Source organism: Paenibacillus xylanexedens (genome assembly GCF_017874615.1).
GTDB lineage: Bacteria > Bacillota > Bacilli > Paenibacillales > Paenibacillaceae > Paenibacillus > Paenibacillus xylanexedens.
This window is the reverse complement of sequence record NZ_JAGIKV010000016.1, coordinates 1-25,589: the sequence shown is the minus strand read 5'-3', so window position 1 is coordinate 25,589 and position 25,589 is coordinate 1. Positions and strand designations below refer to the sequence as shown.

The window sequence follows — 25,589 nt, the reverse complement described above, 5'->3', positions numbered from 1 at the left end:
ACCTCCCGTCGTCAGAATCCTTTGCTCCGTGTATCTCTTGGTCTCTGACCGAATCCTTCAGCTGAAGAAGTTCCGCCACCAGCTTCACGACGACCCCTGCTCTTCCGCGGCGTGTTCTCCTTAATCGGAACAATCCAGGAGAAGAGGGTCAATACGCCAGACAAAATGAGCATCGCACCAAGACGTACGAATGTATCCCCCACGTTCGAACCGTCGAGTCCCCACTCCAGCAGAAGCCCTGCCAGTAGACCCGACACCGCACCGCCTATACCAAAGCTGAGCGCGAGATGACGGTTATCAAACACGAGTCCGAGTGACACACCCAGCGCCACGCCAATCAGTAACACTGCTGCTACACGGAAAATCGCCAGATAAACGCTGTGCTCCATCATGCCTGTACGCTCCGTTACCAGCGTCCGTTCATCAATCGTATCGTAGATCTGCTGGAATGCCAGATTCAGACCACCGGAATCTGGTACATCATAGTACATGCCGCCCGTTTGCTGAGCAATATTACGCAGCAGATCCGTACCTGATGGGTCCACCAGGCTTAGGCCAACTGTATTAATAGAAATCTGTTCACTGGTAAATTGGGACAAAATATCTGCCGTATCCGCTTCACTGAAGCCATCAGATAACAAGATGACAACTGTACCGCGTTTCGGGTCCTGTTTGCCCTGAATCTGTTCCATGCCTTCCCGCAGCACGGCATCAAAATTGGTGCCGCCCGAAGTTGTGACAATGCCATCAATTTTGCTATAAACCTCATTCTTGGCCGCTTCACTATCCAGCGCAATAAACGGCTGTAACAACTGCGGTTGGTCATCAAACGTAATGACAGCTACCTGTTTGTCACTCTCCATTTGGCTGATCAGTGTCTTGGCTGCTTCAAAGCGTCCGTTATCCGGATCTGTCTCGCTCATGCTGCCCGAGTTATCGATCATCAGTACGATGTCCTTCACTTGCTTCACACCGCCCGGATTGATCTGATACAACAATTGCAGGGCGAGTCCAACAACAAATAACAGAGCCAGTGTTGCCGGAACAAGCAATTTCCACGACAGTCCCAGATACCGGAGCTTCCATGAAGCGCCATTCAGCTTGGGTGAGATCATCTCTGCGATCAAACAGAACAATCCAACGCTCAGCGCCAGTACGCCAAAGTATAATCCCATCAGCAACAGACGTGGCATCTCCCCAAGCCATTGACGCAGCATGATTTCTCCTGCCGCAAAGCCCACTGCCCCGCCAATCAGGCTGAACAGGACCAGGAGAAGATTGATTTTTCGCTGCATGTCTACATGCATCCTTTCCATACCAGCCGTAAACAGGCTGAGTTAATACAAGATTGGTGCTGGGTGTCAGGACACCGCCGGCGTCTTAACGAATGGGTGACAACTTTTCCACCAGACCAGCGGGGTGAAGTTCATAACCATTCTCCGTGTACGAGTCATAATATACCTTGCCGTTCCGATACACCATAAGATCCTCCAGATGGAAACCGCCCATCAGATTCAGCTTCTCCACGCCACTGCTTCGTTCTTCGTACACCACACCCAACTTGTAGATGCGTGACGTCTCTTCGGCATGTGCCGCGTAGTCCATGAAAGCACTATGATGATCACCAAAGAAATACTTCTCTTCATACCGATGTTCCTGCGTATAATCGAATACCCGTACCCGAACAACCGCCTGATCCTCCAGCGTATGGTACAACCTGCGGAACAGATCATCCCGGGTCAATACGTCTTTGTCTCCGTAGGCAATCGTTACATTGGCTCGCTGCAACAGCTCTTCTTCAAATGGCAGTCGCAACGGCTCGGCCGTAAGCAGCAACGAGTGACATACCTCCATCAGCCGTTTCAACAGACGATCATCGCCTTCTGTGGCAAGCCGGTTCATGTCTCCCATGTAACGGTCCTCAAACCATACGTCCCGTCCGCGCTTGGCCTCCAGGTCGATGATTAGCTCTTCCGTCACTTTGCCGTAGTACTCCATCACGTTCTGGCCGATGTATTCATCCGCAGCAGCGATACTTTGGACAGCCGTTTCTCGCAGTGTGCGTTCCAGCGATTCAAGTGCTGCTGTGACGTGGCGACTAAAACGATGAAGTTCTTCCATCTCCGTATCGTAGATACGCAGCAGATGTAATTCATTTTCCAGTCGCAGTAATTCTACTTTTGGTACATACACTCGCTCCAGCATGCAGTCAATCAGATTGCGCACATTCTGTTTATCACGGAACAACGCTCGTTTGAACGACTGATCTTCCACTCGCTCTTGCTGACGTTGCTCCAGTAGAGCACGTGCCGATTCAAGCTGCATCGATTTATCCCGAATCAATCCGAGCAGCGCTTCACGCACACTGCCAGGCTCACTGTCACTCCAGGCCGCCCACTGGAAGTAACCAACCTCTGGATGCTCCGCGCGGGAATGTTCAGCATGACGGCGCAGGGAACCGCTAGAGCTGCGCTCGCGCACACGCTCTTCGACAAGACGGACAACGTTATCGCGGAAGTACGCTTCAGCTCCTTGTCCAAACAACGCTCTCTCCGCTTCACGAAGTGAGAGCGGCTTCAGATCAGAGAAACTGACGTTATGCGTCATGATGCCACTCATGCCACTAACCAGATCTTCATCGGGCAGCAGGCCTTCGACTTTGCGTTCCACCGAGGCCGCGTCCAGTCCAAAGAAAGATAGCTTGTCCTTAATGCTCCAGTCCGGCTCCTGCCGCATGCGTGCGAGCAGATACCGATACATGTGATATAACACCGCCAGTGCAATCGGCTTGTTTGGCCGCCTGATCTCGGCAAAACCCGCGCTGGCATAACCATGCTGATCAGAGGTAGTACGAATATTGTTTTTAAAAGATGTATTGTTGTACGTGTTCGCTCCCGTGCTTGAAACGCTACCCGAGTGATCCACATCCTGCTTCCTGTTCTTCAGCAGGCAGATGCGGCAGATGATCTCGGCATTTTCGATCCAGCCACCGGGAACGCCGGTTCCACGCTCATTTTTGTCGGACAACAGATATACCAGATCAAACAACGGTGACGCGGGATGTGTAACCGGAATGGAGATCCCATCCTCCGTCACCAGCAGTTTACCGCTGAACGTGTAGTCCAGCGACTGCATATAATCCAGTTCCCGCAGAAAAGCGAGGCCTGCTGCGCTGGCATACCCGAAGGAATCCACCTGTTCCATCTCGCTGACCAATACATGCAGATCCGTCTGCACCGACTTGAAGGCTTGGGACAAAATGGTCTCCGTCAGCTTGGTGAGCTCTGGCAACAATACATTCAACGGATCATCCGCTCTGGTTACCACCGTAACGTAAATCCGATCAAATGACGAGTATAACCGTCCATATTCGGTAATTCGGTTACTGACCCGACGAAGCGTACGATTCAGATCGTAGAGCACCTGATCCGATTCGTGGAAACTGCGATGTACATCCTTACGCCGTGTTTTGGACGGTCGCTCCGTCTGCCCAGCGGACAAAGGCAAGCGGTGAAGAGTCACCTGCCCATCATCGGACGAGCCACCATTCCTCGTTTCAGCCGGATGCTCTTTCTGATCTTCTGTACCGATCTGAACGTAGACCACACCGTCTCCGTTATCCCACTTCAGCCGATTTATCTCCTGCACGGCAGACACGGCAGGTGCAACCAGATCACCCACGAAAAGGAACAAAGCCGGGTAATGGATACTGCTGCGTCCATCACCCAGGCTGCCTTGACGCTCCTGCTCTATTGCATACTGCGCTGCATACTTCTCCAGATCACGCTTCAGGGTATTGTTCGAATTGAACTCCATCCCGGCCGCCATCTTACTTCAGCCTTCTGCGAATGTCGTTCAGCTTGGACGACATCGTTCTGTAGAACTGATAGATGTCTTCTCCGTTAGCCAGTTCTACCCGCTCATATTCGAGACGATCACGTGATTCCATGAACAGCGCAGCCAGATCATCCAGCTTTGTCAGCAGTGGGGTGATATCTTCTGAAGCCGTCAGATCATTATCCCGACGGGAGGCTTTGCGCAGCAATGTACTGCGATCCTTCTCTGCCAGGCCGCGGAAGTTACCAAATACTTCATACTCGGCAAAGTTACGGCTCTTCATCAGGTTTGCGAACGGCTCCCATGCGTCTTCTTCCGGGTCACGGTCATAGACGTAGAGCGCACCTTTTTTGACGATGGTGTCAGTATATAACGCTTCGATGAAGCGGTCATACCATTGCTCCTCGTCCTGATACTGGGCAAGAATGCCTTCGAGTTCGGCCACTTTGGCCGAGATGGCGTTCATCTTTGCCAGTTCCTCACGTACACGTGCGATCAGCTGCGGAGAGCGTACCAGGTTTTCTTTGGCCATATCTTCATTAATACTGCCGAAAATATCCTTAACTCTCACACGTGGCAACCCTTCGGATTGCAGACGTTTTAGCTCGATCACCGCCCGCTTCACTTCGCCGAGGTTCGGCGTGGTGGACGTGAGACGCATGTCGTACGCTCCCAGTTTGGCAGACAAATCAAACGCTTCTGTTGTCACAATCGCATACCGATTGCTTGTATTCTCATCAATGGATTTGGCTGTCACAATGTTGTATCCAAGCGCCTGCTCAAATTCGTTACGCACACGGGCGTTATACTGCTTCACGCGGGCGTTCTCGTACACATCTCCCCATGATTTCTCCGGTATCGGAGACGGCAGATAGGTCCAGTTGTTTTTCTCCGTTTGCACTAAGTGACGACCAATGCCTTCTTTGTCCAAAATGGTACGTTCATAACTTTCCTCATATACTTTGAGCGGAGTATACACAAAGAGTGGTACCCCGTTGCGGGTATTCAGCCAGAAAATCCGGTTACGCACTTCACTTTCCTTGACGGTAAAATGAGACTTGCCTACCGCATTGTTCTGATAATTGCGAATCCCTTTCAGAATGCCCGGCGCCTGTGCCGGTACCGATACAAATCCCCATGAAGGGAAATGCAGACTGCCTGTACTGTTGCTCAGATTGAACACCGGAACAGCCTCATCATCCAACTTGCCAGCAATGAAACGTTCCACGAATTTCTCGACTGACTCATCCTGACCGTATTTGATCACCAGGAAATCTTCCATGGAACGGGTAATCAGATCACCGAATTTCTCACTCAGGAAGTCGGAGATGGAGCTGACGATATCAATCTCGTTTTCTTTCACCCACTGGCTGGAGTTTTCCAGCAATTCACGAGAGAAGTCACGGATCAGATCATCTGTATCACGCTTATCCAACAGCCCGTCCACCACACTGACGATATCCGGTACACTTACAACGTTCCAGTAATATGTTTTGTTGCCTTTGTGATCGGCTTGTTCTTCGCCACGTGTCAGCAGGTCACCGTTCTTCGTGAATATCGAGCTAAGGGCATTCAGCGTTTCGGTAAATACGTTATAAATGCGGCTGTTCTCCTGGTTCAGCAACTCATACAGATCTTCATAGAACTCGATCATCTGATCGTTGCGTTCCACGTCGGCGTGCAGCCAGTACTCATGAATTTTTGCTTCAATATAAGCATTCTTTTTCTTCTCTTTGGAGACAAAAGCACTCTTCGCATCGCCCAGCTTCTCTTCGGACTGCTCCTGAGCTGCTTCAATATCACGCGGAATGCGGAAGGCATTCTCACGCAGGGTTTCGATGTACGACTGAATCATCTTCAGTACACAGAAGCCTTTTTCCGTATAAATTAGACGAGAGACATAGAACGGACCTTGTTCGGGATGCAAAAACATACGCCGGATCTGTTCGGTGAACTGACCGGCAATCTCACCCGGTAGTTGTTTCTTCGCCTTGATATATTCTTCACGGGCACGAGCCAGGAAGTTCTGCTCCAGTTCGGTATCCATATTCACAACCTGTGATTTCACCACGTTGCCATAGGATAAACGCTCGCTGTTCTGATAACCAGGTAGCGGCTCTGGCACGCGCGCTTCAAAGGACTTGACCACACTTTCGAGATCAATACCCAGCTTGCGGGCAAACTTCTCGGTATCCTCCTGGTTCGGCGCTTTGGAGAACATGGTGTTCATTTTGTCGAACATGCGATACGCCAGATACGTGGTCATCTCTTCGATCGGCAGTACAGCCGAAGATGCACCGATGATGTTGTAATCATAGTTCGCCGGGTACACCTTGTTCATCTGAGCAATGTTGGTGCGAATGTTGCTGATATAGTCATGGATCGCAAACTCCTCACCCGACTGCTTCTCCTCACTTGCCATGAAGTTGGTAATGTTCTCGGCCGTGACGTTCATGCAGTAATCGTAGGCGTTCTCCAGCAGTTTGCCTTCGGTGTTCGTCGCAGAGATCAGGTGACACAGGTTAAATGGCGGCAGTGGTGAGTTGACTGTTAAAATATTGCCGTACTTCTGTGTAAATCGCTCACCGCGGCTATCCACGTTCATCCAGTAATCCAGCTCTTTGAGCGCAGCATATCCGTTTTTACGAATGTATTCGCGAGTGTGTTCACTCAAGCTTTTGTTGGACAGGTTCACATCTGGCGTGAACAGATATCCCAGCGTATTCACGCGGTCAATCCCGGCAGAGCCGTGATCCCGTTCGATAATGCCGCGCACGATATAGGAAATATCGAGGAAGCAGCCGCTGCCTGTACCGCCGGACAGACCTGTCAGCAGGAACACCATCAGTTTTTTGTTGGTGCCTACGGATAAGGTTTTGATCTTTTTGTCGATGGCCTGCACGACCTGATTAATCTTGGTGAACAGGAGCAGACGTCCTGCCTGACGCACACCTGCGGCGCCGTTCATGCCGTCCGTGATGCTCAGTTCGGGAGACAGCCAGTCCGTAATGTACGGCTCCAGTACGCTGCGGTTCTGTAGAAGTCCGCCAATCTCGGCATTGGACAGCAATACGAATTCATTGATCGGATCAAGTCCGATTCCTTTATACTTTTTGGCACGATCCTGTTCGTTTGTCTCAAAAGCCAGAAACTCCACATTGTCCGGCTTGTCCATTTTTTTCTTGGATACCGGGTCCTGTGGCAGCTTGAAACGACGGTTGATCTGATATTTGAGGCGCAGCAACGCATCAATTCCCGTTCCTCCCAGACCAATGATCAGAATGGGGTTATCAATCGTATCAACTCTGATCTTCTCACTGACAATACCTCCGCCAAGTGATACATCCAGTTGCTGAATATGTTCTCTAACAATCGGTTTCATTCCATGTCCTCCCTTTAGTTAACGCAGTCAGAACTTCAACATAATTACACTTGCCACTCCGATGACAGAACAACCTTCCGATCGCTGTTATCCCCCGATTTTTTGATTTATTTTATAAAGGTGAAAATCCGGGGATAAGCGTATGCTTCCGATGCAGCTTTCTTTCAGAAAGCTTTTAGGCGAACGCTTCGCTTCTCCAGCTTTTTTCTGTCCTCTGCGTTCTCGTGTAAATGGATTAGTTCAACTTATATAGCTTACATTCATTTAGCTATAATCCTTTACACCAGATACTCAATTAAAATGGTCTTGTCCGCCTGTTGCAGCGGGATGCTCAGTCGGTCACCGTTCTTCAGTTCAACGCCTGAGCTTGCATCGACTGCACGACCGGATTTCTCCAGCGTACCGCCTGCGGTGTTACGGATTATAATTCGATCCCCATTGCTGGGCGTAAATACATATTTTTCGGTTTCCTTCAGCTCAGGGTCCAGTTGCAACAACTGATGCAGATGGAATCTGCCGCGGAAGGATACCAGCTTTTTATATTGCGGATAAGACTTGTCTCCCGTGTTCTCATCACGAATCTCCACAACCATCTGACCTACAAATCCCTGGTTTTTTCGTTTCAGCCAGCCCATCAGGAACCAGGCACCAACACCTACCACAATCAGGGCTATAACACCCAGGATGACAGGCAACCAAGGAAACGGCTTGTCCTGTTCACCGCCTGACGTTGTCGGTTGAGATCCACTTCCTGCTGATCCGCTCGCGTTGATCGTGATTGGCTCACTTTCACGGTAGAAGCTGTCTTCTTCCGCACGGATGATCAATTCATAATTATGATTGTCTGGTACTTCAAACGTTCCGGCAAAACCAGAACCTGTGTTTTCCAGCGGTTGTTCCTCGCTTTTACCTGTATCTACATCTTTCACGACTAACGTGGCCTTCATATCTGCATACAGATCATTATCCTGAAGTGGCTGACCGCCATTCTCCAGTTTGGCTGCAAGATCTACCTTGTCCCCTTTGGTATAGGACTTGGTCTTAATTGGGTCCACAACGAGCTGAAGATCATAGTTGAACAACAGGTTGATATCGATGCTGTCTTTCGGAGCCCCTTTTACCCGAAGTTTCCAGTCACCTTCTTGGGGTTTCAACAGCTTCACGAGTGAATAACTCTTCGACGTCGAGAGCTTGGCTGCGTCCGATTTCAGGTCCACAGCTTGTCCAGAAGGGTCCGTCAATTGTACTTCCACTGGCTTCGAGGACATGATCGAAATGTTTGCTTCCAATACACTGTCGTTCGGCACGTTCACGGTAACTTCCTGATAACTGCCGTTTCCCGTTACAGAGGGTAGTTTCACGACATTCAGTTTGGCATGATCGGCGAAGATCTCACTCAGAATCTGTGGCAGATCATCCGGCGTATCGGTAATGAATGATTTACCTCCGGTCTGCTGGGCCAGGTCTGCGAGTGCATTCTTGTTCAGCTTGCCATCGGCGTTCAGTCCAATCGTATATACCGGAATACCTTGATCCTGTGCTTCCTTCACGGATTTTGCCAGATCAGCGTCGGATTGTGCCTGTGTACGGCCTTTGGTTTTGTTAAAGTCATTGTTGCCATCCGCCAGCAGCACGATCATTGGCGAGTGGGATGGGTCTGCACCATGATTCAGTATGTTGACGGCTTCAGCGACACCAACTGAGACATCGGTATATGGCCCCCGGCCGAGCTGATCAATAAAATCTTTCAGGCTGCTCTTGTCCGCATCGGACTGAATCTCCAGCATAGCCTTTTCCCGCTCTACCTGATCGGTATAAGCGACAATCCCTACCTTGTCCCCCTGGACCGGCAGCATATCAATAAACATTTTCATGGCTTCATTACTGATCTTGTCACGGTCACTTGTATTCATTGAGTTACTTACATCGGCTACAAGTACCGCATCAATTCCGCTTGTCTGTGCCTGAGCCGCTGCAGCTTGTGGCAGCAACGCTTGAGGTAGCAGTAGCGTTAGAATTGCCAGCAGAACCATCGTTCCGCCGAGCCAGCGTATTTTGCGTGTCCGCAGCATTGGGTGTACTCCTTCACGTTTGAGATTAAAATGGGAATAGTTTATTATAGGCGTCAAGCCTTAAGGAAATCTTAACAGTCTACTAATAAATTCTGAAAAGCACCCCTATCTTGAGTTACAGTTTTGTAATGACTGACAAAAATCGACGATTTCACGCCTGTAACTGGCACAAAAGTACCAACTATGGAAATATGATATAGTTATTGCCAGCAAACTGCAATATAACAGCGCTTGATTACCAAGCCATAGAAGGGAACGGATTATGGTTACATACGGATGCCTCGCCATATTGTTTCTTTTTGTCATCATAAAGGGTTTTGCACTCCAGCTTCATCAGAGGAAACCAATTTCCCGCGAAGACACGGATCGTACCCTCTACACTATTCTGAATGGTGAGCGTGATTAAGCATGAGTACTAAACTAGTTGTATCCATACGACCATTTCATCGAACGACCTATGCCTATGAAAAGTTGCAAGTCTGCTCACGTTGTGGACAGTACACCTGCCTGTGGGAAGAGGAGTGCACAGCCTGTGGCCGGGGTACCCTGAACTCCGTTCAGTCGAAGGCGACTTCCCGTGTGAAACGCCGCATTGCACGCGACCTGTTCATTACCATATTGTTCGGTGCTGCTGCCACCTATTTTGGTGAAACCATAGATCAGACCATGGCGGCAGCCAGCGTTTCCCTGCTGCTTCTGGCCTTACTCATCTTCATGCAGAAACGTTCGTTCGAGGTAGAGCAGCAGCGCGAGTTGAAGCGCACGTTGCAACAGGATGAGGAACTCATCCGCCAGGGTATTAACCGCAACTGGGCTCTGGTCGCCGAAGCTCGAAAGCAGGATGAAGCACTTGCCTATGAGATGCTCCGCGAGATCGGCTCACTCGTCTACAATGACCGGATTCGACTGCAGCAGGTTGCGCTGTTACAATCCTTTGTCCTGCGCAGTGATATGGATCTGCAGCTCAAGCCCTTGCTACTACGCAGTTTCGAGCGGCTGCTCGCTGAATATATCGGTGAGATCGCGCGACTTAAGCCGGATCTTATCCGTGAAGATGCGATTCGTTATATCGCTACCTATGAGGTGAACATTTTACAACTCCACAACGGGATTCAGATTCTTACAGCCGTAGCTGCTGCTGCCGTACGCAAGAGCAAATATATTGAGTTATTCCCTAGTCTTATTACCCGCTACGCCCGCTTTATGCCCAAGGATCGATTCATGAGACTTTATCACACGATTGAACGCTATCCGAGCAAGGCACGAGGGGGATTGGCAGAGTCGGTAGGTCGGGTTTATAACGAGAAATATCGGGATCAATACGCAGATGTTCAGCTGTAGGGATGATATATTGGGAATGAAAAACGTAGTTTAGTGCAAATTCACTCCGTGTATATAGACGAATGGAATTTCATCCACCCCTGCATGCAAGTCAGCACCACAGATCGAAGGTTATGATTCTAATGATATAAGAATTAATCCAAAAACACCCCATCCTTAGGTCTAGGATGAGGTGTTTTGAATTTTATGGCAGTCTGCCACGTGCTATACGCAATACACGGACAAAAAGAAAAACTAGATGGGGAATACCTAAATGGCATCTTCCATGGATCAAGTAGGCACGCAAACAGGCACTCGAAGATGACAAAAAGAATAAGCGGAAATGAGCATCTGTCCTGTTGAAAAAGGGTCGCGACGTGGTTCCGTCGCGACCCTTGATCTGAAGGTTGGGTACATCCGTACCCGAACCCTCTCATATGTGCCATGCCCATCACTGTGGCATGGCATGGTGCCTGCGCAATTGCGGCTGCATCGCCGCTTGCGCCAAGGCTTTACCGTCCGCGACGAGAATCGCGACGGTCGCCCTTCGCCGGTCCGCGTCCTGCGGATTCCGGACGGCGAGAGCCTTCGCTGCTGCGCCCGGAGGTGCGCTTGTCGGCACTACGGCCAGCCCAGCCGCTGCTAGCTGCACCGCGTCCGCCTTGGCCCGCTGCACCGCGACTGCTGTCGCTGCTGCGCGCGGAACCACGCCCTGCGCTGCGCTCGTCGCCACTGCGACCCGCACCGCGTCCACCTTGGCCTGCTGCACCGCGACTGCTGTCGCTGGTGCGTGTGGAACCACGGCCTGCGCTGCGCTCGTCACCACTGCGGCCACCGCTACGACCACCACTGCGGCCACCTTCGCCGCCGCGGGAACCACGTCCGCCATCTCTGCGATCGTTACGGCCTGCACCGCGACGGGCACTGCCAGTTCCGGAAGAGCGTCCACCTGAACGTTCGTCATCCCCTTGACCGTTGATTGAACGTCTAGCTGCTCCAGTTGAAGCAATTGGACCTTCGCTCGTCCACTGGATACGGGACAGCTTTTGGTCGATCCCTTGTTCAATACGTGCAAGTTCCGGTCTGTCATGCTCTGTTGCAAACGTTACAGCAAGACCTGTACCGCCGGCACGGCCCGTACGACCAATCCGGTGAATATAACTTTCCGCATCATGCGGCATATCGTAGTTAAATACATGCGTAACGCCTTCAACATCAAGTCCACGTGCAGCTACATCTGTAGCAACCAGCACTTGCAGTTTGGCATCGCGGAAAGCTTTCATTACGTTCTCACGCTTGGATTGGGACAGATCTCCATGAAGTTCATCACTTGCATAACCTGCTTCACGCAGATCTTGGTTCAGCTTGGATGCACGACGCTTGGTCCGGCAGAAAATAATCGCCAAGTATGGGCGATACGTATCAATCATGCCGCGAAGCGCTTCAAGCTTACCGCGATCCGTACATTCCAGTACTTGCTGGCGAATTTGTTTGATCGGGATAACAGATTGAGAAGATACCTTCACATCTTCCGGATCTTTCATGTAGGTCTTCGCCAAGTTGCGAATGCCCTTTGGCATCGTTGCTGAGAACAGCATTGTCTGACGTTTGTGTGGCAGCTCGCTAAGAATCGTCTCCACATCGTCCAGGAAGCCCATGTGCAACATTTGGTCGGCTTCATCCAGCACCAGTTTTTTCACATTATCCAGCTTCAACGTGCCACGGCGCAGGTGATCCAGCAGACGACCCGGTGTACCAATAACGATCTGGGTACCGTTCTGCAATTTACGCAGTTGTTTGTCCACATCCTGCCCGCCGTATACGGCAAGCACGTGCAGTTTATCGTCGTTAGCAGTAAGCTTCTTCGCTTCTTCCGTAATTTGCAGCGCAAGCTCACGCGTAGGCGCGATAATCAGCGCTTGTGGCGAACGGTCGGATACGTTAATTTTCTGAATAATCGGCAGCAAAAATGCCAGCGTTTTCCCTGTTCCTGTCTGTGCCTCGGCGATAATATCGCGTCCACCCAGCAGTACCGGAATCGAACGCTCCTGTACCGGAGTCGGCACGGTGATGCCCTGATGTTTCAGGATCTCGCACCATTCCGGGCGAATGCCCAGTTGTTCAAAGTTTGCCAATCGTTACACCTCTGTATATTCATTTAGATAAGTCCATTTCATAATGACCTTAGTATCAGTATCTGCCATCAAGACTAGTTTTCCTTATATCAATTATGATTATGAAATGAATTTTTTAAAAAGCAATCCACTCGTTGCTCTTCTTCTCCATACCCTGTAGTTTACACGTTAGTCAAGCAAAACAAAAGGGGATACAGCGTTACACCCCCAACTTGTAGCACAAAATTCCAAGATCAGCGTAACTTGTATCAACCAAGTGACTTTGAGGTTGGTTTTGAGAGTAACTCCAGAACCACCTCTGAGAATGATGATGAGTGGAACAAGCTAAGTTGTTAGCTCCAACTATGACTTTGACTCTGTGCATTGGTTGAGGATTTGACTGAACGTGGTCAGGTGGAGGTTATTGCGGGTTATACTGTCTAATGGGACTCCTTGAGAAGGATGTAATGGATCGTTATGTTCATAACCCAAGATAGTTTAGTGATATCGTTGAGATTGAGATAGCTGCTATGATTCTATAAATTGTTGTGAAGGTCATCTAAACAGACCAAAAGGAAGTAATTTTGCAAAAGTTTCAGGAATTTGAAAGGTACCTTACATAACTCTGTACATTGAGATCAAGATTCAAGATTTCTCGCGGTTCGAAAATAACTCTTACGCTGAACCTCCCCCCTACCACTAATTCTAACGAATCCAGGACACCCTATTACGCCAATTAGAGCCGTTTGGATTTTCTAACGAACTCCAGTCACCTTATTACTCGGAAATACCCGCGAAACTGCATCAGTGTAGGTGGAATCAGCAAAATAAGATGTCTGAGATTCGTTAAAATCACGAAAACATGAAATAACCCCATATAAGACGTGCCAGGTTCGTTAGAATTTACACATAGGGAAGGACACAAGCTCAAGAACAATAATATCAGTTACAGCAATAACACAGCTACTAGAACCAGAACATCTACTACAGAAACTAGAACCGGAACAACAACAACAACAACAACAACAATCAACACTACCTATACTCTTACTTTTACTCCAATTACAACTTCTACTAGAACTACCACCATTAGAACTACTTCTACTTCTACTTCTACTTCTACTTCTACTTCTACTTCTTCTTCGTTCTTTTTCTTTTCTCTTCTTCACTGTACACACCACACACTCTAAAAAAAACAGCGACGCCCTCTCCCCGACTTACATTGGGAAAAAGTGCGCCGCCGATAAAAAGTATCTTTTTATGTTATCTACTACATAGGGCTGTCCCATGTCCACTCTACCATTAATATAGGACAGTAGCCCTTGATAACTTCATTGCTTGTTTTAGATCCTTAATCCCAGATTTAGTGAACCGTTCATTTTTCACCTTGTCTGCGTAACTACGTTTCGACATTGCACCTTTGGACAACAACCTTCGTTGCAACCAAGTTACGAACCGTGCCCTCCAGCTGTCGCAAATCCACTCCGCTCAAGAATACGGGAGCTTTCCTCGTTTAACCCGCGCAGATGCACGGTTTTGCCAAGCTTCGCGTATTTGAACTTCACTTTTCCAATAGCCACAACCGCAGTGTTATCCCAGATATGTGACCCTCCGAAATCAATCGTGATTTCCTTCGGATCGGCCTCTGCATCGAACTCATCCACAAAGCGGGACGAAGAACCAAAGAAGAATGGTCCGTGAACCCGATAAACTTTCTGCCCTTGCTCTTGGCTCGCCTGTACGCGGATCTTGGTCTGTTTCCAGCCAAAATGCAGCACACTGAGCACAACGCCGACCATAACCCCGATCGACAGATCGTGGGTATAGACCACAATCGCTACCGTCACGATCATGACAAAGGCTTCCGCCCGCGGCACGCGAGCAATATTTTTGATGGAACTCCAGTCGAATGTTCCGATGCACACCATAAACATTACACCGACGAGCGCCCCCATCGGTACCTGTTTCACCACTCCGCTAAATAGCAGCAACAGGATTGCGAGAAACGCACCCGCAGTAAACGTAGATAATCTTCCACGTCCCCCAGACTTCACATTAATGACCGACTGCCCAATCATCGCACAGCCGCCCATGCCGCCAAACAAACCGTTCACGAAATTGGCGATCCCCTGACCACGCACCTCACGGTTCTTGCTGCTCTTGGTCTCGGTCATCTCATCCACGATGGTTGCAGTTAGCAGAGATTCCAGCAACCCAACAAGTGCCATGGTGAATGAATAAGGAAGCAGAATCATCAGCGTGTCCCAAGTCCACGCAATATTCGGCAAGTGGAACATCGGCAGAGTGCTCGTTATATTTCCCATGTTTCCTACCGTTCTTACGTCCAGGTGAAACACCACGGTAATAATCGTCATTACGACGATTGCAATCAGTGGAGCTGGAACGCCTTTGAAAAACCGTGGCAAAATATAGACGATCGCCAGCGTGCCCGCCACCATCGCATACATAATCCAGTTCGCTCCCGTGAAGTGGGTTAACTGTGCCATAAAGATCAGGATAGCCAGTGCATTCACAAATCCGGTCAGTACCGAATGAGGCACAAACGTAATAAACCGTCCAACCTTAAATATGCCCAGTACAAACTGGATAATGCCCGTCAAAATCGTCGCTGCAAAAAGATATTCCACGCCATAATCCTTGACGAGTCCAACCATCAGTACCGCCATGGCACCTGTTGCCGCCGAGATCATGCCTGGTCTTCCACCAGCAATCGAGATCACAATCGCAATCGTAATCGAAGCGTACAACCCGACCATTGGATCGACACCCGCAATGATGGAGAACGCAATGGCTTCCGGAATTAACGCCAGCGCTACCGTAATTCCTGCCAGCACGTCTCCGCGAATGTTGCCAAACCATTGTTGTTTTAAAGTATTCATATGTTCTTGCCGTTCCTCCTACGTGTATTCCTCATAATGGACAATCCTGCTGAAGAGTAACGGAAGCCGTTCACACTAACCAACTACCCAGGACAGCACAAAACAACGGATTCCTCTCCGCGTCATTCACCTATGCTCATCCCTGAGTTACATCATTATTTACCATCCATATAGCCTTGACGGGTTAATATGCACTCATGTCTTTTCCGTTCCAGTGTGTACCGCTGGTGTTCCATTACTGCCTCAGTTGCCTTACTTCGTGCGACATCAGGAGCTGATCCTGATGCCCATAGGTTTTCCCCTCTCAGAAAAACCGGGTCCGTTAATGTACTGACCTATTATTATAGTCACAGGACCGGATATGTACTAATACAGTTAAGGCGAAAAAACAGAACCTTTTCTTCTATTATCTTAATCTTTCTATAATTTACTCACCAATTCTCTATTCACAAAAAATAACCCGCAAAGATCCTTTGAAGAAAGTCTCTTTACGGGTATTCCTGTGATGTAATGCTGTTGCTAGAACCTTCCCGATTTGAATATCGAATAGAGCAGGAAAGCCACCATCAGAATCGCCACCAGGAAACCAATCTCAATGACCGGAATATCCCACAGCATCGTGGACTGATGACTGATCGACGAACCGATAATCAGGCCCACCATAATGATACAGAAGGCAAGTAACACGATACTGAAGGACAGCCGATTGCTGATCTGGTCCATTCTGCGCATGAGGGCATCCAGTTCAGGAACACTGATCTCCAGCCTCAGCTTGCCTTTGCTAATAATGGATGATAATTGCCTTAATTGCCCTGGCAACCCAATGACACTCTCAGCCATATCGGCTGCACTACGGAACAACCGATTCTTGATTCTTCCGGCGCTAAAACGTTCCTTGATCAGCTTCCGGCCAAAGGGCTCGGCCATATCTACAATACTCAGGGAAGGATCAAGATGTTCGATTACACCTTCCATCGTAAGCAACGATTTACCAAGCAGCAGAATATCGGCAGGCATGACAACCCGGTGCCTCTGGGCTACGCCGAACAAGTCATTCAACGCCTGACCCACACTGATCTTGGAAAAGGGAATATCGTAATATTTGGTACGCAACTTGTCCAAATCCACATGAAGCCCACGCAGATCCATGTCATCAGGCATCATGCCCAATTTCTCAATTGCCCGGATCATACTGTCCGTATCTTTGCGCATTAATCCAATAATAAGCGAAGCGAGCTGTTGTTTCATCTCATCACTCAGACTACCCACCATACCGAAATCTATAAAGGCAAGACGTCCATCCTTCAATACCATCAGATTGCCCGGATGTGGGTCAGCGTGAAAGAATCCCTGAATAAAAATCTGATTCAATAATGAATCCACCAGCCGCTCGGCAATGTTATTCAGATCATGACCGCGTCTGACCAGTTCTTCACGATCATTGAGCTTGATACCTTCGATATACTCCATAGTGAGCACACGGGACGAAGTCTGATCCCAGTAAATTGTCGGGATTTTCACCTTATTGTCCTGTTGGTATTGCTGTGCAATTTTTTCCGTATTGCGGCCTTCGACCGTATAATCTAGCTCAGCCATCAACGCCTGAGCGTATTCTTCTACCATTTGCTGAATCTGATATTGCTTCACCCAATCCCAGCGCTTCTCCGCCATGGCTGTCAGCTCACGCAAAATATCCAGGTCACGCTGCACAATACGCGATATGCCCGGCCGCTGAATCTTGATGGCTACCGACTCACCGCTTTGAAGTTTGCCCAGATGCACCTGTCCAATGCTGGCCGCAGCTACAGGGGTATCCTCGAACCGGGAAAAGATCTCCTCCAGCGGTGTATCCAATTCCTGTTCCAAAATACCCCGTGCCGTCTCGGAAGAGAACGGCGGGACCTGATCCTGCAACTTCACCAGCTCGCGAATGACAGACTCAGGCAACAGATCTGCCCTTGTGCTTGCGAGTTGCCCCAGCTTGACGAAAGCTGGCCCCAGCTCCTGCAGCACAAGCCTGATGCGTTCACTCAGCGTTTTGGTGGTGTGTGCTTCACGCGACATCCACCGTCTGGGCAGAGCCAGCAACTGGAACAAACCCAGCTCTTCGACCATATAACCGAAGCCATGACGCACTAGCGCCATGGCAATTTCACGGTATCTGCCGACATGTTTGATTCGCACTGCCATCTACTCGATCTCGTTTCCTTTAAGAGGAGGAGGAACTTCAAGTGGAGCTGGGGATTCATCAGGTTGAAGCTGTGGTGAGTGGCCCAGTTCGGCAAGTTTTTTCTCCAGGACAGCAACGCGCTGTTCCAGACTGGTTACATCACTTTCGGATGCCACACCAGCTTCCTGAAGCACTCGTTTAACCTGTTCTTGAATCACTCTCTTGAACTGGCCTTGCTCTTCATCGCCCCGTTCCAACAGGCGTTCAACCAAAGCTTTGGATTCACCGGGAGCAAGTTCCCCGCGCTTGACCAAATCATCCACGGTTTTCTCAATTTTTTCTTTGCTTACGACAGTAAGACCAAGCCCTAACGAGATCGCCTTTTTGAACAAATCGCTCATTTTTGTCATCCTCCTCTTCGTTGATCTCTATATTATACCCCTTATACTCCGCATGCAAAAATGTTAGTCCGATCAGACGTAACGTGCAGCCCATTTGCCTGCTTGCAGAAGTAACTTCCGGTACGTTTCGTGCGCAAAAGACGGCACATGGTGACCCGGCATAAGATAAACAATACGTCCAACACCATATCGATGCGCCCAAACCGCAGGCTTCGGTCCTTCTTCAGATTGATATTCAAGCAATACCTTCGTTTCGGCAAAAGAACCAAACTCGAACTGATATGCTTCCTCCTCCATCGTAAACCCGGTAATGCCCTCCGTCACTGGATGGCTTTCCGCCGTTACGTTGAATTCAAGTTGTGCATAAGCCGGATGATGCAGGAACTTGGCACCGATCATCTGTTTGAGCTCATAACGATTTTGGAGCGAAATGCCGTTGTGTATAATGACCAGTCCACCTCCATTACTCACATAGGACAACAAACCTGCTGTCTGCTGAGGAGAGACTTTCCCCTTCCAATCGTCCATGTATGAGATACATACATCAAACCCGGTTATATTTTCTTGCAGTAGCATATTCCGATTCTCACTGCACTGCACAGTCATAGTATCATGGAAAATTCGGCTAATCTCCGCATCCACCCCCTGAAGCGGGTGCCAATCCGGATGTGTATAATCGCCAAGTAGTAATGCTTTTTTACGATGATCCATTCAATTAATCTCCTTTCTTGTTCACCTCACTGTATCAATCAACTACCAGGGGAGCTTCTCTCCCTTGTAGTCCACATATGCGGGCTGATCTCCTTTAAACTGTTCATGGCGGTCGATAAGTACTGCAATATGCTGTGCAGATTGCTCGGGCGTGAGATCCGCAGCAACATCCAATTCGCCCCTCATATAACTCTGTACCCAACCGGGATGCACAAGCATCACTTGTCCGCCTTCATCCTTCAGACCATTGTGCACAAGACGGGCCTGCATGTTCAAAGCAGCTTTGGACATACAATAGGCATACCACCCATCCCGACTGCATTGTTCTATACTTCCAGCCTCGGAAGAGATATCAACAATCAGCTTGACCTGTCCTTGAAGAAGGAGGGGTAACAGGGAATGAGTCACACGCAGTGTGCCTAAGGTGTTCACATTAAATACTTCAGCCATCTCCGCCATATTCAACGGCCCGCGGATATGATCCGTAATACTTCCTAGTATAGCCGCATTATTGATCAGCATATCCAGATGATTCGTATCCAGCTTCAATGTCTCCGTGAACAGAGCTACCGACAGGTCGTCCGCAATATCCAGTTCGATGGCGCGCAGATGGTCAGGATATCCTTCTGCAAGCATACGAATCCCCTCGGAATCTTCCACGTCCAGACCGGCCGCATACACGAGATACCCTCTCTTCAGCATCTGTGCCGTCAAAGCCAATCCCAATCCCCGAGCAGCTCCCGTTACACATACGGTTCTCATCATGATGTCCCTCCCTCGCATAATGATTCTGTCTTTTATTCATTCCACATATTCATCTGAAAACCTTTAATTCAGAATGGGATCGCCAACTTCACGACCAAAGACTCAGGAGGTAAAAGAAAGATTAGAGCCATTCTGCTTATTGAATTCAGCTATCTATTTAAGCTATAAATAGCTGCTATTATCCCTGCATATATCGCTCCTGCCGATAGGCTAGACAATGCTCCACCCATCTTCGAGCAGCTACCGGATAAGAGCCCAGATGAACGTGCGTATACCCCGCCACGATGTTGCCTGCGGCATATCCCTCTTGCTTCAAGCCACGTAACCCCTTGCTAGGTGCGCAAACTGAAAAAAGTCCTGCTCCAAAAAACGGATCAGAACCAGAAGTAACATATACATATACGATTCGTATTCAACCATTCACTAACCTAATGATTGAATACGTTCATAGTCATTGATAACTATGATTGCAGGCCACTAATCTCTAATCTTGACCGCACGCCCTGCCGCAAAGTAACGTCCCAGCTCAACGATGAGTGCTCCCATCTTCTCTTCCTCCGGAATGACCAGTGCCTCAATGCCTTCTTCACGCATGGAGTTTGCTGTAACTTTACCTACAGACGCAGGAATTACACCTTGTCTGAAGGCAGCAAGCAACGGCTCAAGCTTGTCCTGCGAGGCCGCATATTCGGTCAAAAACCGGACCTGTGGTCCACTCGTGAAGGCAACCGCATCAACCTCATGCTGTATAATCTCATTCAAAAGCTGTTCCAGCTCTGCCTCTTCCGGCGGTACGTGGCGGTAAGGTAGCACTTGTGTGACGATTGCGCCTTGTTCTTCCAACCATGCGACAAGTTTGGGAGCAGTCTCCCCATGAAGCTGCAACATAACCTTTTTCCCTGCGAGATCATGCGAGGCAAATTCTCGAATGAGCCCGTCCGTGCTACCATCATCATCTCGTACCAGCGGTGTTAACTTGCGCTTTTTGAGCGCATTCACCGTCTTGTATCCCCTCGCTGCAATTGAGGATTCCGATAATACATCCAGCAATTGGCCTGCGACTTCCATATCCTCAGCCATTTCAAACAATGCATCCAATCCCATACCCGTAGTTAACACCGCCCAGTCTGGCGGGTCTGAGATCCAGGATACCAGTCCATCCCTGATACTCCGATCATCCAGGAATACAGTCCCCTGTGCCGGTCGCACAAGCGGGATTCCGCCCATTTTTTCAACCAGTATGGACATTTCTTTCGATTTTCGTGGTCCTGTTAATGCTACACGTACACCTGCCAAATGTTGAGCCATTCATGTTCCCCCCGTTAGTTCAGCCGAATGTTCATCAGTCTGACTACAGTATACAGGGTACTTCTGTGAAGGGAAACTGTACTTCCCCTCTTTTTGCCCGTTCATCTATAAGGATTTTTGATGGGATGTATCAGGAAGGCTGGAGTTCTCCACCGTGAGAATCCTGCCTTCTTTTCTCTCCATTCTTCTCCGTATCAGAGGATTCTTGTCCCTGCTCATGCTTCTCTTTCTTTGATTGCTCTCCCGATCTCTGATGGTTAGATTCTTTTTTATCCTTTTTGCGAGGACGAAGGAAAAGAAACAGCACAATAGGGAACAGTACTTCAAAAACAATGGCGATCCATGTCCATTCCCGGGTGAATCGATAAAGCTGAATGGCGTTTCTGAAAAACCAGAATGCACAAACAAAGCCTAACAGTGCCACCGGACCTGTCATGACCTTTCCCGAAACGTTCGGAATCATTCGCTTCAGTCCCCAACAGACAAAATACAGATCAAATGCAATTTTGGTAATCATGGTAGGCAAGGTTGCCGCAGCCAGCGCCAGGTCAAACCGGTCCAGAAAGTCACTAATTTGCAACTGCCTTGCGAGTTCATACGAAGGGTATACTAGTCTGGAGGCAATGGGCACACCAATCGACGTGATGGTTTCCACTATAATCAGCATCATCACCAATCCCGAGATAATGATGCCCCATAACACAGGCTTGAAGCGAAAATCACTGCCCTTGACGACAAAAGGTAAGGCGATCATCTCGCCATAAAAAGAAAATATGTACCAACTCCCTTTGCCTACACCTGCCGTATCGACATGAAAATAGGGCATCAGATTTTCCATATTCAACTGCTGAATAAGCATGAAAGGCACAATGATAGAGTTCAACAGGAACAGGGTAACATATAGTTCTGACATTCCGATCAACGAACCAAGCCCGCCTCTGACGATAAATACCGCCATAATCATGAGTGACAATACCACAATGGATATCGGCGTTGTCTCTAGCAAGGTTATACTTACATAATCACCAATTAATCGGATATCTCTTGCGAATATGAAGAAAAAAAACAAAATGTACATTACGCCTGCGAGCCTTCCCATAAAGGGGAACCGTTCAGCAAGGGCCTCAAACAGATCCTGATTCGGAAATCTCCGCTGCATTCGACTTACCATCCACATGGATATAATCATCACGAAAACAACTGGCACATACGAGAGATAAGCGTGCTGTTCCGCATAAAAAATGGCCTGTGCATGGGGTTGAATCAACGTGCCCGTAACACTGAGTAGCAGCACGAGTAGTACAATCTGTCGAGAAGTCACACTTTGATTCATACAATACCTCCTTTCCATCATTCAAACTGTACTCCGCACCATTTCTAGCCCGTATCTATGGCAGCGGTAAGAATCGCTGGATGACATGGCTGATCCATACCGTTACAAAAAAGGTTTTACTTAAATGGGTTACATAGAGCCATAGGCCTGTCCCTAATGCAATCAGGCCATAGGATAACCAGCGATTAATGACCGCCGCCTGCTTCAGATGTCTGAAGTCCATCACAATGACAACGATGACCATCCCCAGATAGGTGAACAAAAGTGGTTTAATCATGTACGATATCCTCCTCAACTACACCGATCGGTTTATTGACTACCCCTACATTTTCAATAATGACGTGGGGGATAACGTTCACCTCAACATCAGGATAGATGTCATCCCATCGATCCTTCATTTTGTCCCACTCTTTAGGCAAGTGTTGATGGATCGACCGACCAATCCCGAGAATATCTGCATTATATTTTCGCTGTATTAATCGAACCCCTTCAACGATATCCTCTTTTATTTTTTTGTGGATCGCGTCATTTAATTTTAAAATCTCTTTTTCACGCAAATCACCGTAATTTGATTCGTTATCTACAACCACGCCTTTGGCGTACAATTGAACGGTCACAGTAACCTTGTCATTCTTGACACTGGGGTGCAGTGAAGAATTGTTCTCATTCAGCTTGATGAATATATTTCCTTCTCCTCGCGGAGCCTTGACCATAACTTCCGGCGCATTGGCTTCCCCCATAGCGAGAATCAGGGCATCAGCGGGAGCTTTGTCAATCATGCCTACCAACTTGTCTTTTTTAAAAATGGCCAACCCATCCAGCTTGATATTTGTTTTGGCGTCCTTCCAATTTTTCGGGACATTATCCACTTTCGAAGCAACCGGCAGGAACGGATCTACACCATCACTAAGAATGGCATCTATAAACGTTTTGAGTGAACGTGGATTCCGCATATTTAGAAAGCACAACTCTCTCACCATCTCGGATGGGAATTTTTCTATAGGTGCATCCGTATCCATCACGGCGTATGCCTCACCTTTTGTGACGACTGGCAATGCTGAGAATCGGTTAAGCGGGTAACGTGTAAACAAATCGAGCATGGAGGCAACGCCGTCCCGGGCAAGATCTTCCCCAATGAGCATGGTACGGCGGTGCGCATAATAAATCTTGCGAGATAGCGCTTTTTGGCCCTCAAGTGTAGTCCCCCGTAGCGTCTTCGCCGTGTTGGACAACATGAACCATGATTTGTCCCCGCTTGTACCTCCGCCGCCTCCCGTACTGCCTGAAGAACCGGATTGACCGGGAAGCGCAATCTGCAGACTGGATCTGTAATTCTCCCCTTCCTTATCAATGGCAATTCCAATTACAAAGGCAATATCATTAATCTCCTTACGATCCCAGCATCCTGCTATGAAAAGGGTACACAGCAGTAACATCAATACGGCGCGAATTTTTCGAATAAGAAACATGTGTTCACCATCCTTCCTCAGCTTCAGGCGAACCATTGATCTTTTCATTCATCCGTTTCTGGTTATCCTGGACCGTAGAAGGACGATTGATCATTTTCCACCACGGCACACGAATGAGAATATCCTTGGTATCTGTTTTGCTGTATGGGCTAAGACCCGACAGATACGGCACACCAAATGAGGTCATCTGGGTCAGATGCACCGAAATCAGGACCAGACCGATCACGATGCCATACAGTCCGAGCATGCCAGCCAGTAACATGATTGGAAAACGCAATAGACGAACGGTAATCGCAAAGTTAAATCGCGGGATCGTGAAGGAAGCTATTCCTGTCATGGATACGATAATAACCATCGGTGCGGATACAATCCCCGCTTGAACTGCGGCCTGTCCGATCACGAGTGCACCGAGGATACTGACAGCCTGACCCACTGTCTTGGGTAACCTGACCCCCGCTTCACGGAGGGCTTCGAACGATAACTCCATGATGAGGGCTTCTACCAATGCCGGGAAAGGGATCGCTTCCCGTGCACCAGCAATACTCAGAATCAGCGTGGTGGGTAACATGTCCTGATGAAATGTTGTGATCGAGATATACAAGGCTGGTAGAAATAGAGCGATGGCTACGAACAAAAATCGAATCCAGCGCACCAAGTTACTAATGAAGAATCGTTCATAGTAGTCCTCACTGGCCTGAAGCATCTGCCACATCGTAACTGGAGCAATCAATGCAAAGGGAGTGCCGTCTACCATAATGGCAAACCGCCCTTCCAGCAGATTGCCTGCCACCGTATCCGGACGCTCGGAATAGTGCATCTGCGGGAATGGAGAATACGGGTGGTCTTCAATCAGTTCCTCGATATAACCTGACTCCAGAATGCCATCGATTTTGATTTTTTCCAGGCGTTTCTTCACATCCCGGATCAACTTCGGATCAGCAATATCCTCCATATAAGTCAGAACGATATCTGTCTTGGTTTCTGTGCCGAGGGTCATACTCACCATCTTGAGAGAGGGGGTTTTCAGCTTGAACCGCAATAAAGCTGTATTGACACGGAGTGTTTCGGTGAATCCTTCCCGTGGCCCCCGAATCACAGACTCCGTTTGCGGTTCCTCCACCCCACGTCTGACGCCGCCTTTAACGTTGAACATCCAGGCTTCGCCACTTCCATCGACCACCAGAAGTGCGGAGGATGCAAGCACACCTTCTGCTGCTGCCGCCCAGGTATCCACTCGCTTCACCTGTGTCAGCTCAACACGCGTATCATCCAGTGGAACATCAGGTTCATCTGTACGCTGCTGCACCAGCCCACGAATAATCGGACGCAGCATGTGTTCTTGGATATCAGCCGAATTGACAATACCTTCAATATAGACGAGAAGTCCTTTCACTTCCGGCGTAATCATGACGTTACGAAAAACCACATCCGAGCAATCGGAAAAGATCTCCTTTACCGCCTGAATCTGAGTTTCATGTACTGCACTAATCGGCTGCCGTAGAAAAGGCGGGGACGGCAGTCCCAAAGGGATATGTTTTTTCTCTTCTGAAGCTCTTCCCGGTTGTCGGGACTTGTCTTTCCCAGATGTTTTGTCCGCCATATGCCGCCCCTCCATTCTTGTTTTTTATACAAGGTAGCTTGTGCCAGACAGCGGGGAATTATGTGGTCTTTTTTGTAAAGTTACGATTAAATTCTCTGAGTTCAGACAGCAAAAAGGGGCTGTCTCAAAAGCCCTGAAAAGCGTATCGGCAAAAAGAAATAACACTCATAGGTTCAAAAAAGGACAAAGCAGAGGTTTATCCTGCTT

General features: G+C 48.7%; 17 protein-coding genes. 1 reads left to right on the top strand and 16 read right to left on the bottom strand.

Going from position 1 to position 25,589, the window contains the following annotated elements; translation table 11 throughout:
* Positions 1 to 11: 11 nt before the first annotated feature.
* The 4 genes from J2Z28_RS19850 to J2Z28_RS19835 form a co-directional block, all read right to left on the bottom strand.
* Entirely contained in the window at positions 12 to 1,295 is a 1,284-nt protein-coding gene (locus tag J2Z28_RS19850) for a vWA domain-containing protein (protein WP_211083937.1), read from the bottom strand.
* An 85-nt stretch (positions 1,296 to 1,380) separates the two neighbouring features.
* A complete protein-coding gene (locus tag J2Z28_RS19845) occupies positions 1,381 to 3,828 on the bottom strand; it encodes a transcription initiation factor TFIID (RefSeq protein ID WP_244988423.1) in 2,448 nt (815 codons plus the stop codon).
* Between the two features lies 1 nt (position 3,829).
* Positions 3,830 to 7,219 (bottom strand): tubulin-like doman-containing protein, encoded by a 3,390-nt coding sequence (locus J2Z28_RS19840; RefSeq protein ID WP_211083936.1) that lies wholly within the window; start codon positions 7,217 to 7,219, stop codon positions 3,830 to 3,832.
* A 278-nt stretch (positions 7,220 to 7,497) separates the two neighbouring features.
* A complete protein-coding gene (locus tag J2Z28_RS19835) occupies positions 7,498 to 9,291 on the bottom strand; it encodes a vWA domain-containing protein (protein ID WP_211083934.1) in 1,794 nt (597 codons plus the stop codon).
* Positions 9,292 to 9,699: 408 nt separating this feature from the next.
* Here J2Z28_RS19835 and J2Z28_RS19830 point away from each other — a divergent pair, with 408 nt between their 5' ends.
* Positions 9,700 to 10,632 carry a hypothetical protein gene (locus J2Z28_RS19830; RefSeq protein WP_076209727.1) on the top strand — a complete coding sequence of 311 codons (933 nt, stop codon included), beginning with the start codon at positions 9,700 to 9,702 and terminating at the stop codon, positions 10,630 to 10,632.
* Positions 10,633 to 11,123: 491 nt separating this feature from the next.
* On the opposite strand, the gene J2Z28_RS19825 is transcribed toward J2Z28_RS19830, so the two are convergent.
* The 12 genes from J2Z28_RS19825 to J2Z28_RS19770 all read right to left on the bottom strand — a co-directional run bounded on the left by J2Z28_RS19825 (position 11,124) and on the right by J2Z28_RS19770 (position 25,382).
* Positions 11,124 to 12,746, bottom strand: a complete 1,623-nt coding sequence (locus J2Z28_RS19825; protein WP_211083931.1) for a DEAD/DEAH box helicase — start codon at positions 12,744 to 12,746, stop codon at positions 11,124 to 11,126.
* A gap of 1,427 nt (positions 12,747 to 14,173) precedes the next feature.
* On the bottom strand, positions 14,174 to 15,625 hold the full coding sequence (locus J2Z28_RS19820) for a SulP family inorganic anion transporter (RefSeq protein WP_211083929.1): 1,452 nt from the start codon (positions 15,623 to 15,625) through the stop codon (positions 14,174 to 14,176).
* A 519-nt stretch (positions 15,626 to 16,144) separates the two neighbouring features.
* Positions 16,145 to 17,815, bottom strand: coding sequence for an ABC1 kinase family protein (locus J2Z28_RS19815; protein ID WP_211083927.1), 1,671 nt, complete (start codon positions 17,813 to 17,815; stop codon positions 16,145 to 16,147).
* Positions 17,816 to 18,196 (bottom strand): phasin family protein, encoded by a 381-nt coding sequence (locus J2Z28_RS19810; protein WP_036612779.1) that lies wholly within the window; start codon positions 18,194 to 18,196, stop codon positions 17,816 to 17,818.
* Between the two features lie 72 nt (positions 18,197 to 18,268).
* Complete coding sequence (locus tag J2Z28_RS19805) at positions 18,269 to 18,907, bottom strand: ThuA domain-containing protein (protein WP_211083925.1); 639 nt, start codon at positions 18,905 to 18,907, stop codon at positions 18,269 to 18,271.
* A gap of 42 nt (positions 18,908 to 18,949) precedes the next feature.
* Positions 18,950 to 19,672, bottom strand: coding sequence for an SDR family oxidoreductase (locus tag J2Z28_RS19800; protein WP_235193706.1), 723 nt, complete (start codon positions 19,670 to 19,672; stop codon positions 18,950 to 18,952).
* Between the two features lie 178 nt (positions 19,673 to 19,850).
* Entirely contained in the window at positions 19,851 to 19,988 is a 138-nt protein-coding gene (locus J2Z28_RS19795; RefSeq protein ID WP_211083923.1) for a hypothetical protein, read from the bottom strand.
* A gap of 161 nt (positions 19,989 to 20,149) precedes the next feature.
* On the bottom strand, positions 20,150 to 20,980 hold the full coding sequence (locus J2Z28_RS19790) for a uroporphyrinogen-III synthase (protein WP_211083920.1): 831 nt from the start codon (positions 20,978 to 20,980) through the stop codon (positions 20,150 to 20,152).
* A 130-nt stretch (positions 20,981 to 21,110) separates the two neighbouring features.
* The gene (locus J2Z28_RS19785; protein WP_211083918.1) at positions 21,111 to 22,313 is read right to left on the bottom strand and encodes a GerAB/ArcD/ProY family transporter; all 1,203 of its coding nucleotides are present in this window, start codon (positions 22,311 to 22,313) and stop codon (positions 21,111 to 21,113) included.
* A gap of 55 nt (positions 22,314 to 22,368) precedes the next feature.
* Positions 22,369 to 22,590 carry a hypothetical protein gene (locus J2Z28_RS19780; protein WP_211083916.1) on the bottom strand — a complete coding sequence of 74 codons (222 nt, stop codon included), beginning with the start codon at positions 22,588 to 22,590 and terminating at the stop codon, positions 22,369 to 22,371.
* On the bottom strand, positions 22,583 to 23,782 hold the full coding sequence (locus tag J2Z28_RS19775; RefSeq protein WP_211083914.1) for a Ger(x)C family spore germination protein: 1,200 nt from the start codon (positions 23,780 to 23,782) through the stop codon (positions 22,583 to 22,585). Before J2Z28_RS19775 ends, J2Z28_RS19780 begins: the two co-directional genes overlap by 8 nt.
* 4 nt (positions 23,783 to 23,786) lie before the next feature.
* A complete protein-coding gene (locus J2Z28_RS19770; RefSeq protein ID WP_211083912.1) occupies positions 23,787 to 25,382 on the bottom strand; it encodes a spore germination protein in 1,596 nt (531 codons plus the stop codon).
* Positions 25,383 to 25,589 lie beyond the last annotated feature (207 nt).

Bases quoted from the DNA above. Each gene is read 5' to 3' on its own strand.
- J2Z28_RS19810 (WP_036612779.1), bottom strand. From the start codon at position 18,196: ATGAGCGATTTGTTCAAAAAGGCGATCTCGTTAGGGCTTGGTCTTACT.
- J2Z28_RS19850 (WP_211083937.1), bottom strand. From the start codon at position 1,295: ATGCAGCGAAAAATCAATCTTCTCCTGGTCCTGTTCAGCCTGATTGGC.
- J2Z28_RS19780 (WP_211083916.1), bottom strand. From the start codon at position 22,590: ATGATTAAACCACTTTTGTTCACCTATCTGGGGATGGTCATCGTTGTC.
- J2Z28_RS19820 (WP_211083929.1), bottom strand. From the start codon at position 15,625: ATGAATACTTTAAAACAACAATGGTTTGGCAACATTCGCGGAGACGTG.
- J2Z28_RS19770 (WP_211083912.1), bottom strand. From the start codon at position 25,382: ATGGCGGACAAAACATCTGGGAAAGACAAGTCCCGACAACCGGGAAGA.
- J2Z28_RS19845 (WP_244988423.1), bottom strand. From the start codon at position 3,828: ATGGCGGCCGGGATGGAGTTCAATTCGAACAATACCCTGAAGCGTGAT.
- J2Z28_RS19830 (WP_076209727.1), top strand. From the start codon at position 9,700: ATGAGTACTAAACTAGTTGTATCCATACGACCATTTCATCGAACGACC.
- J2Z28_RS19775 (WP_211083914.1), bottom strand. From the start codon at position 23,782: ATGTTTCTTATTCGAAAAATTCGCGCCGTATTGATGTTACTGCTGTGT.
- J2Z28_RS19835 (WP_211083934.1), bottom strand. From the start codon at position 9,291: ATGCTGCGGACACGCAAAATACGCTGGCTCGGCGGAACGATGGTTCTG.
- J2Z28_RS19790 (WP_211083920.1), bottom strand. From the start codon at position 20,980: ATGGCTCAACATTTGGCAGGTGTACGTGTAGCATTAACAGGACCACGA.
- J2Z28_RS19805 (WP_211083925.1), bottom strand. From the start codon at position 18,907: ATGGATCATCGTAAAAAAGCATTACTACTTGGCGATTATACACATCCG.
- J2Z28_RS19840 (WP_211083936.1), bottom strand. From the start codon at position 7,219: ATGAAACCGATTGTTAGAGAACATATTCAGCAACTGGATGTATCACTT.
- J2Z28_RS19800 (WP_235193706.1), bottom strand. From the start codon at position 19,672: ATGATGAGAACCGTATGTGTAACGGGAGCTGCTCGGGGATTGGGATTG.
- J2Z28_RS19815 (WP_211083927.1), bottom strand. From the start codon at position 17,815: ATGGCAGTGCGAATCAAACATGTCGGCAGATACCGTGAAATTGCCATG.
- J2Z28_RS19785 (WP_211083918.1), bottom strand. From the start codon at position 22,313: ATGAATCAAAGTGTGACTTCTCGACAGATTGTACTACTCGTGCTGCTA.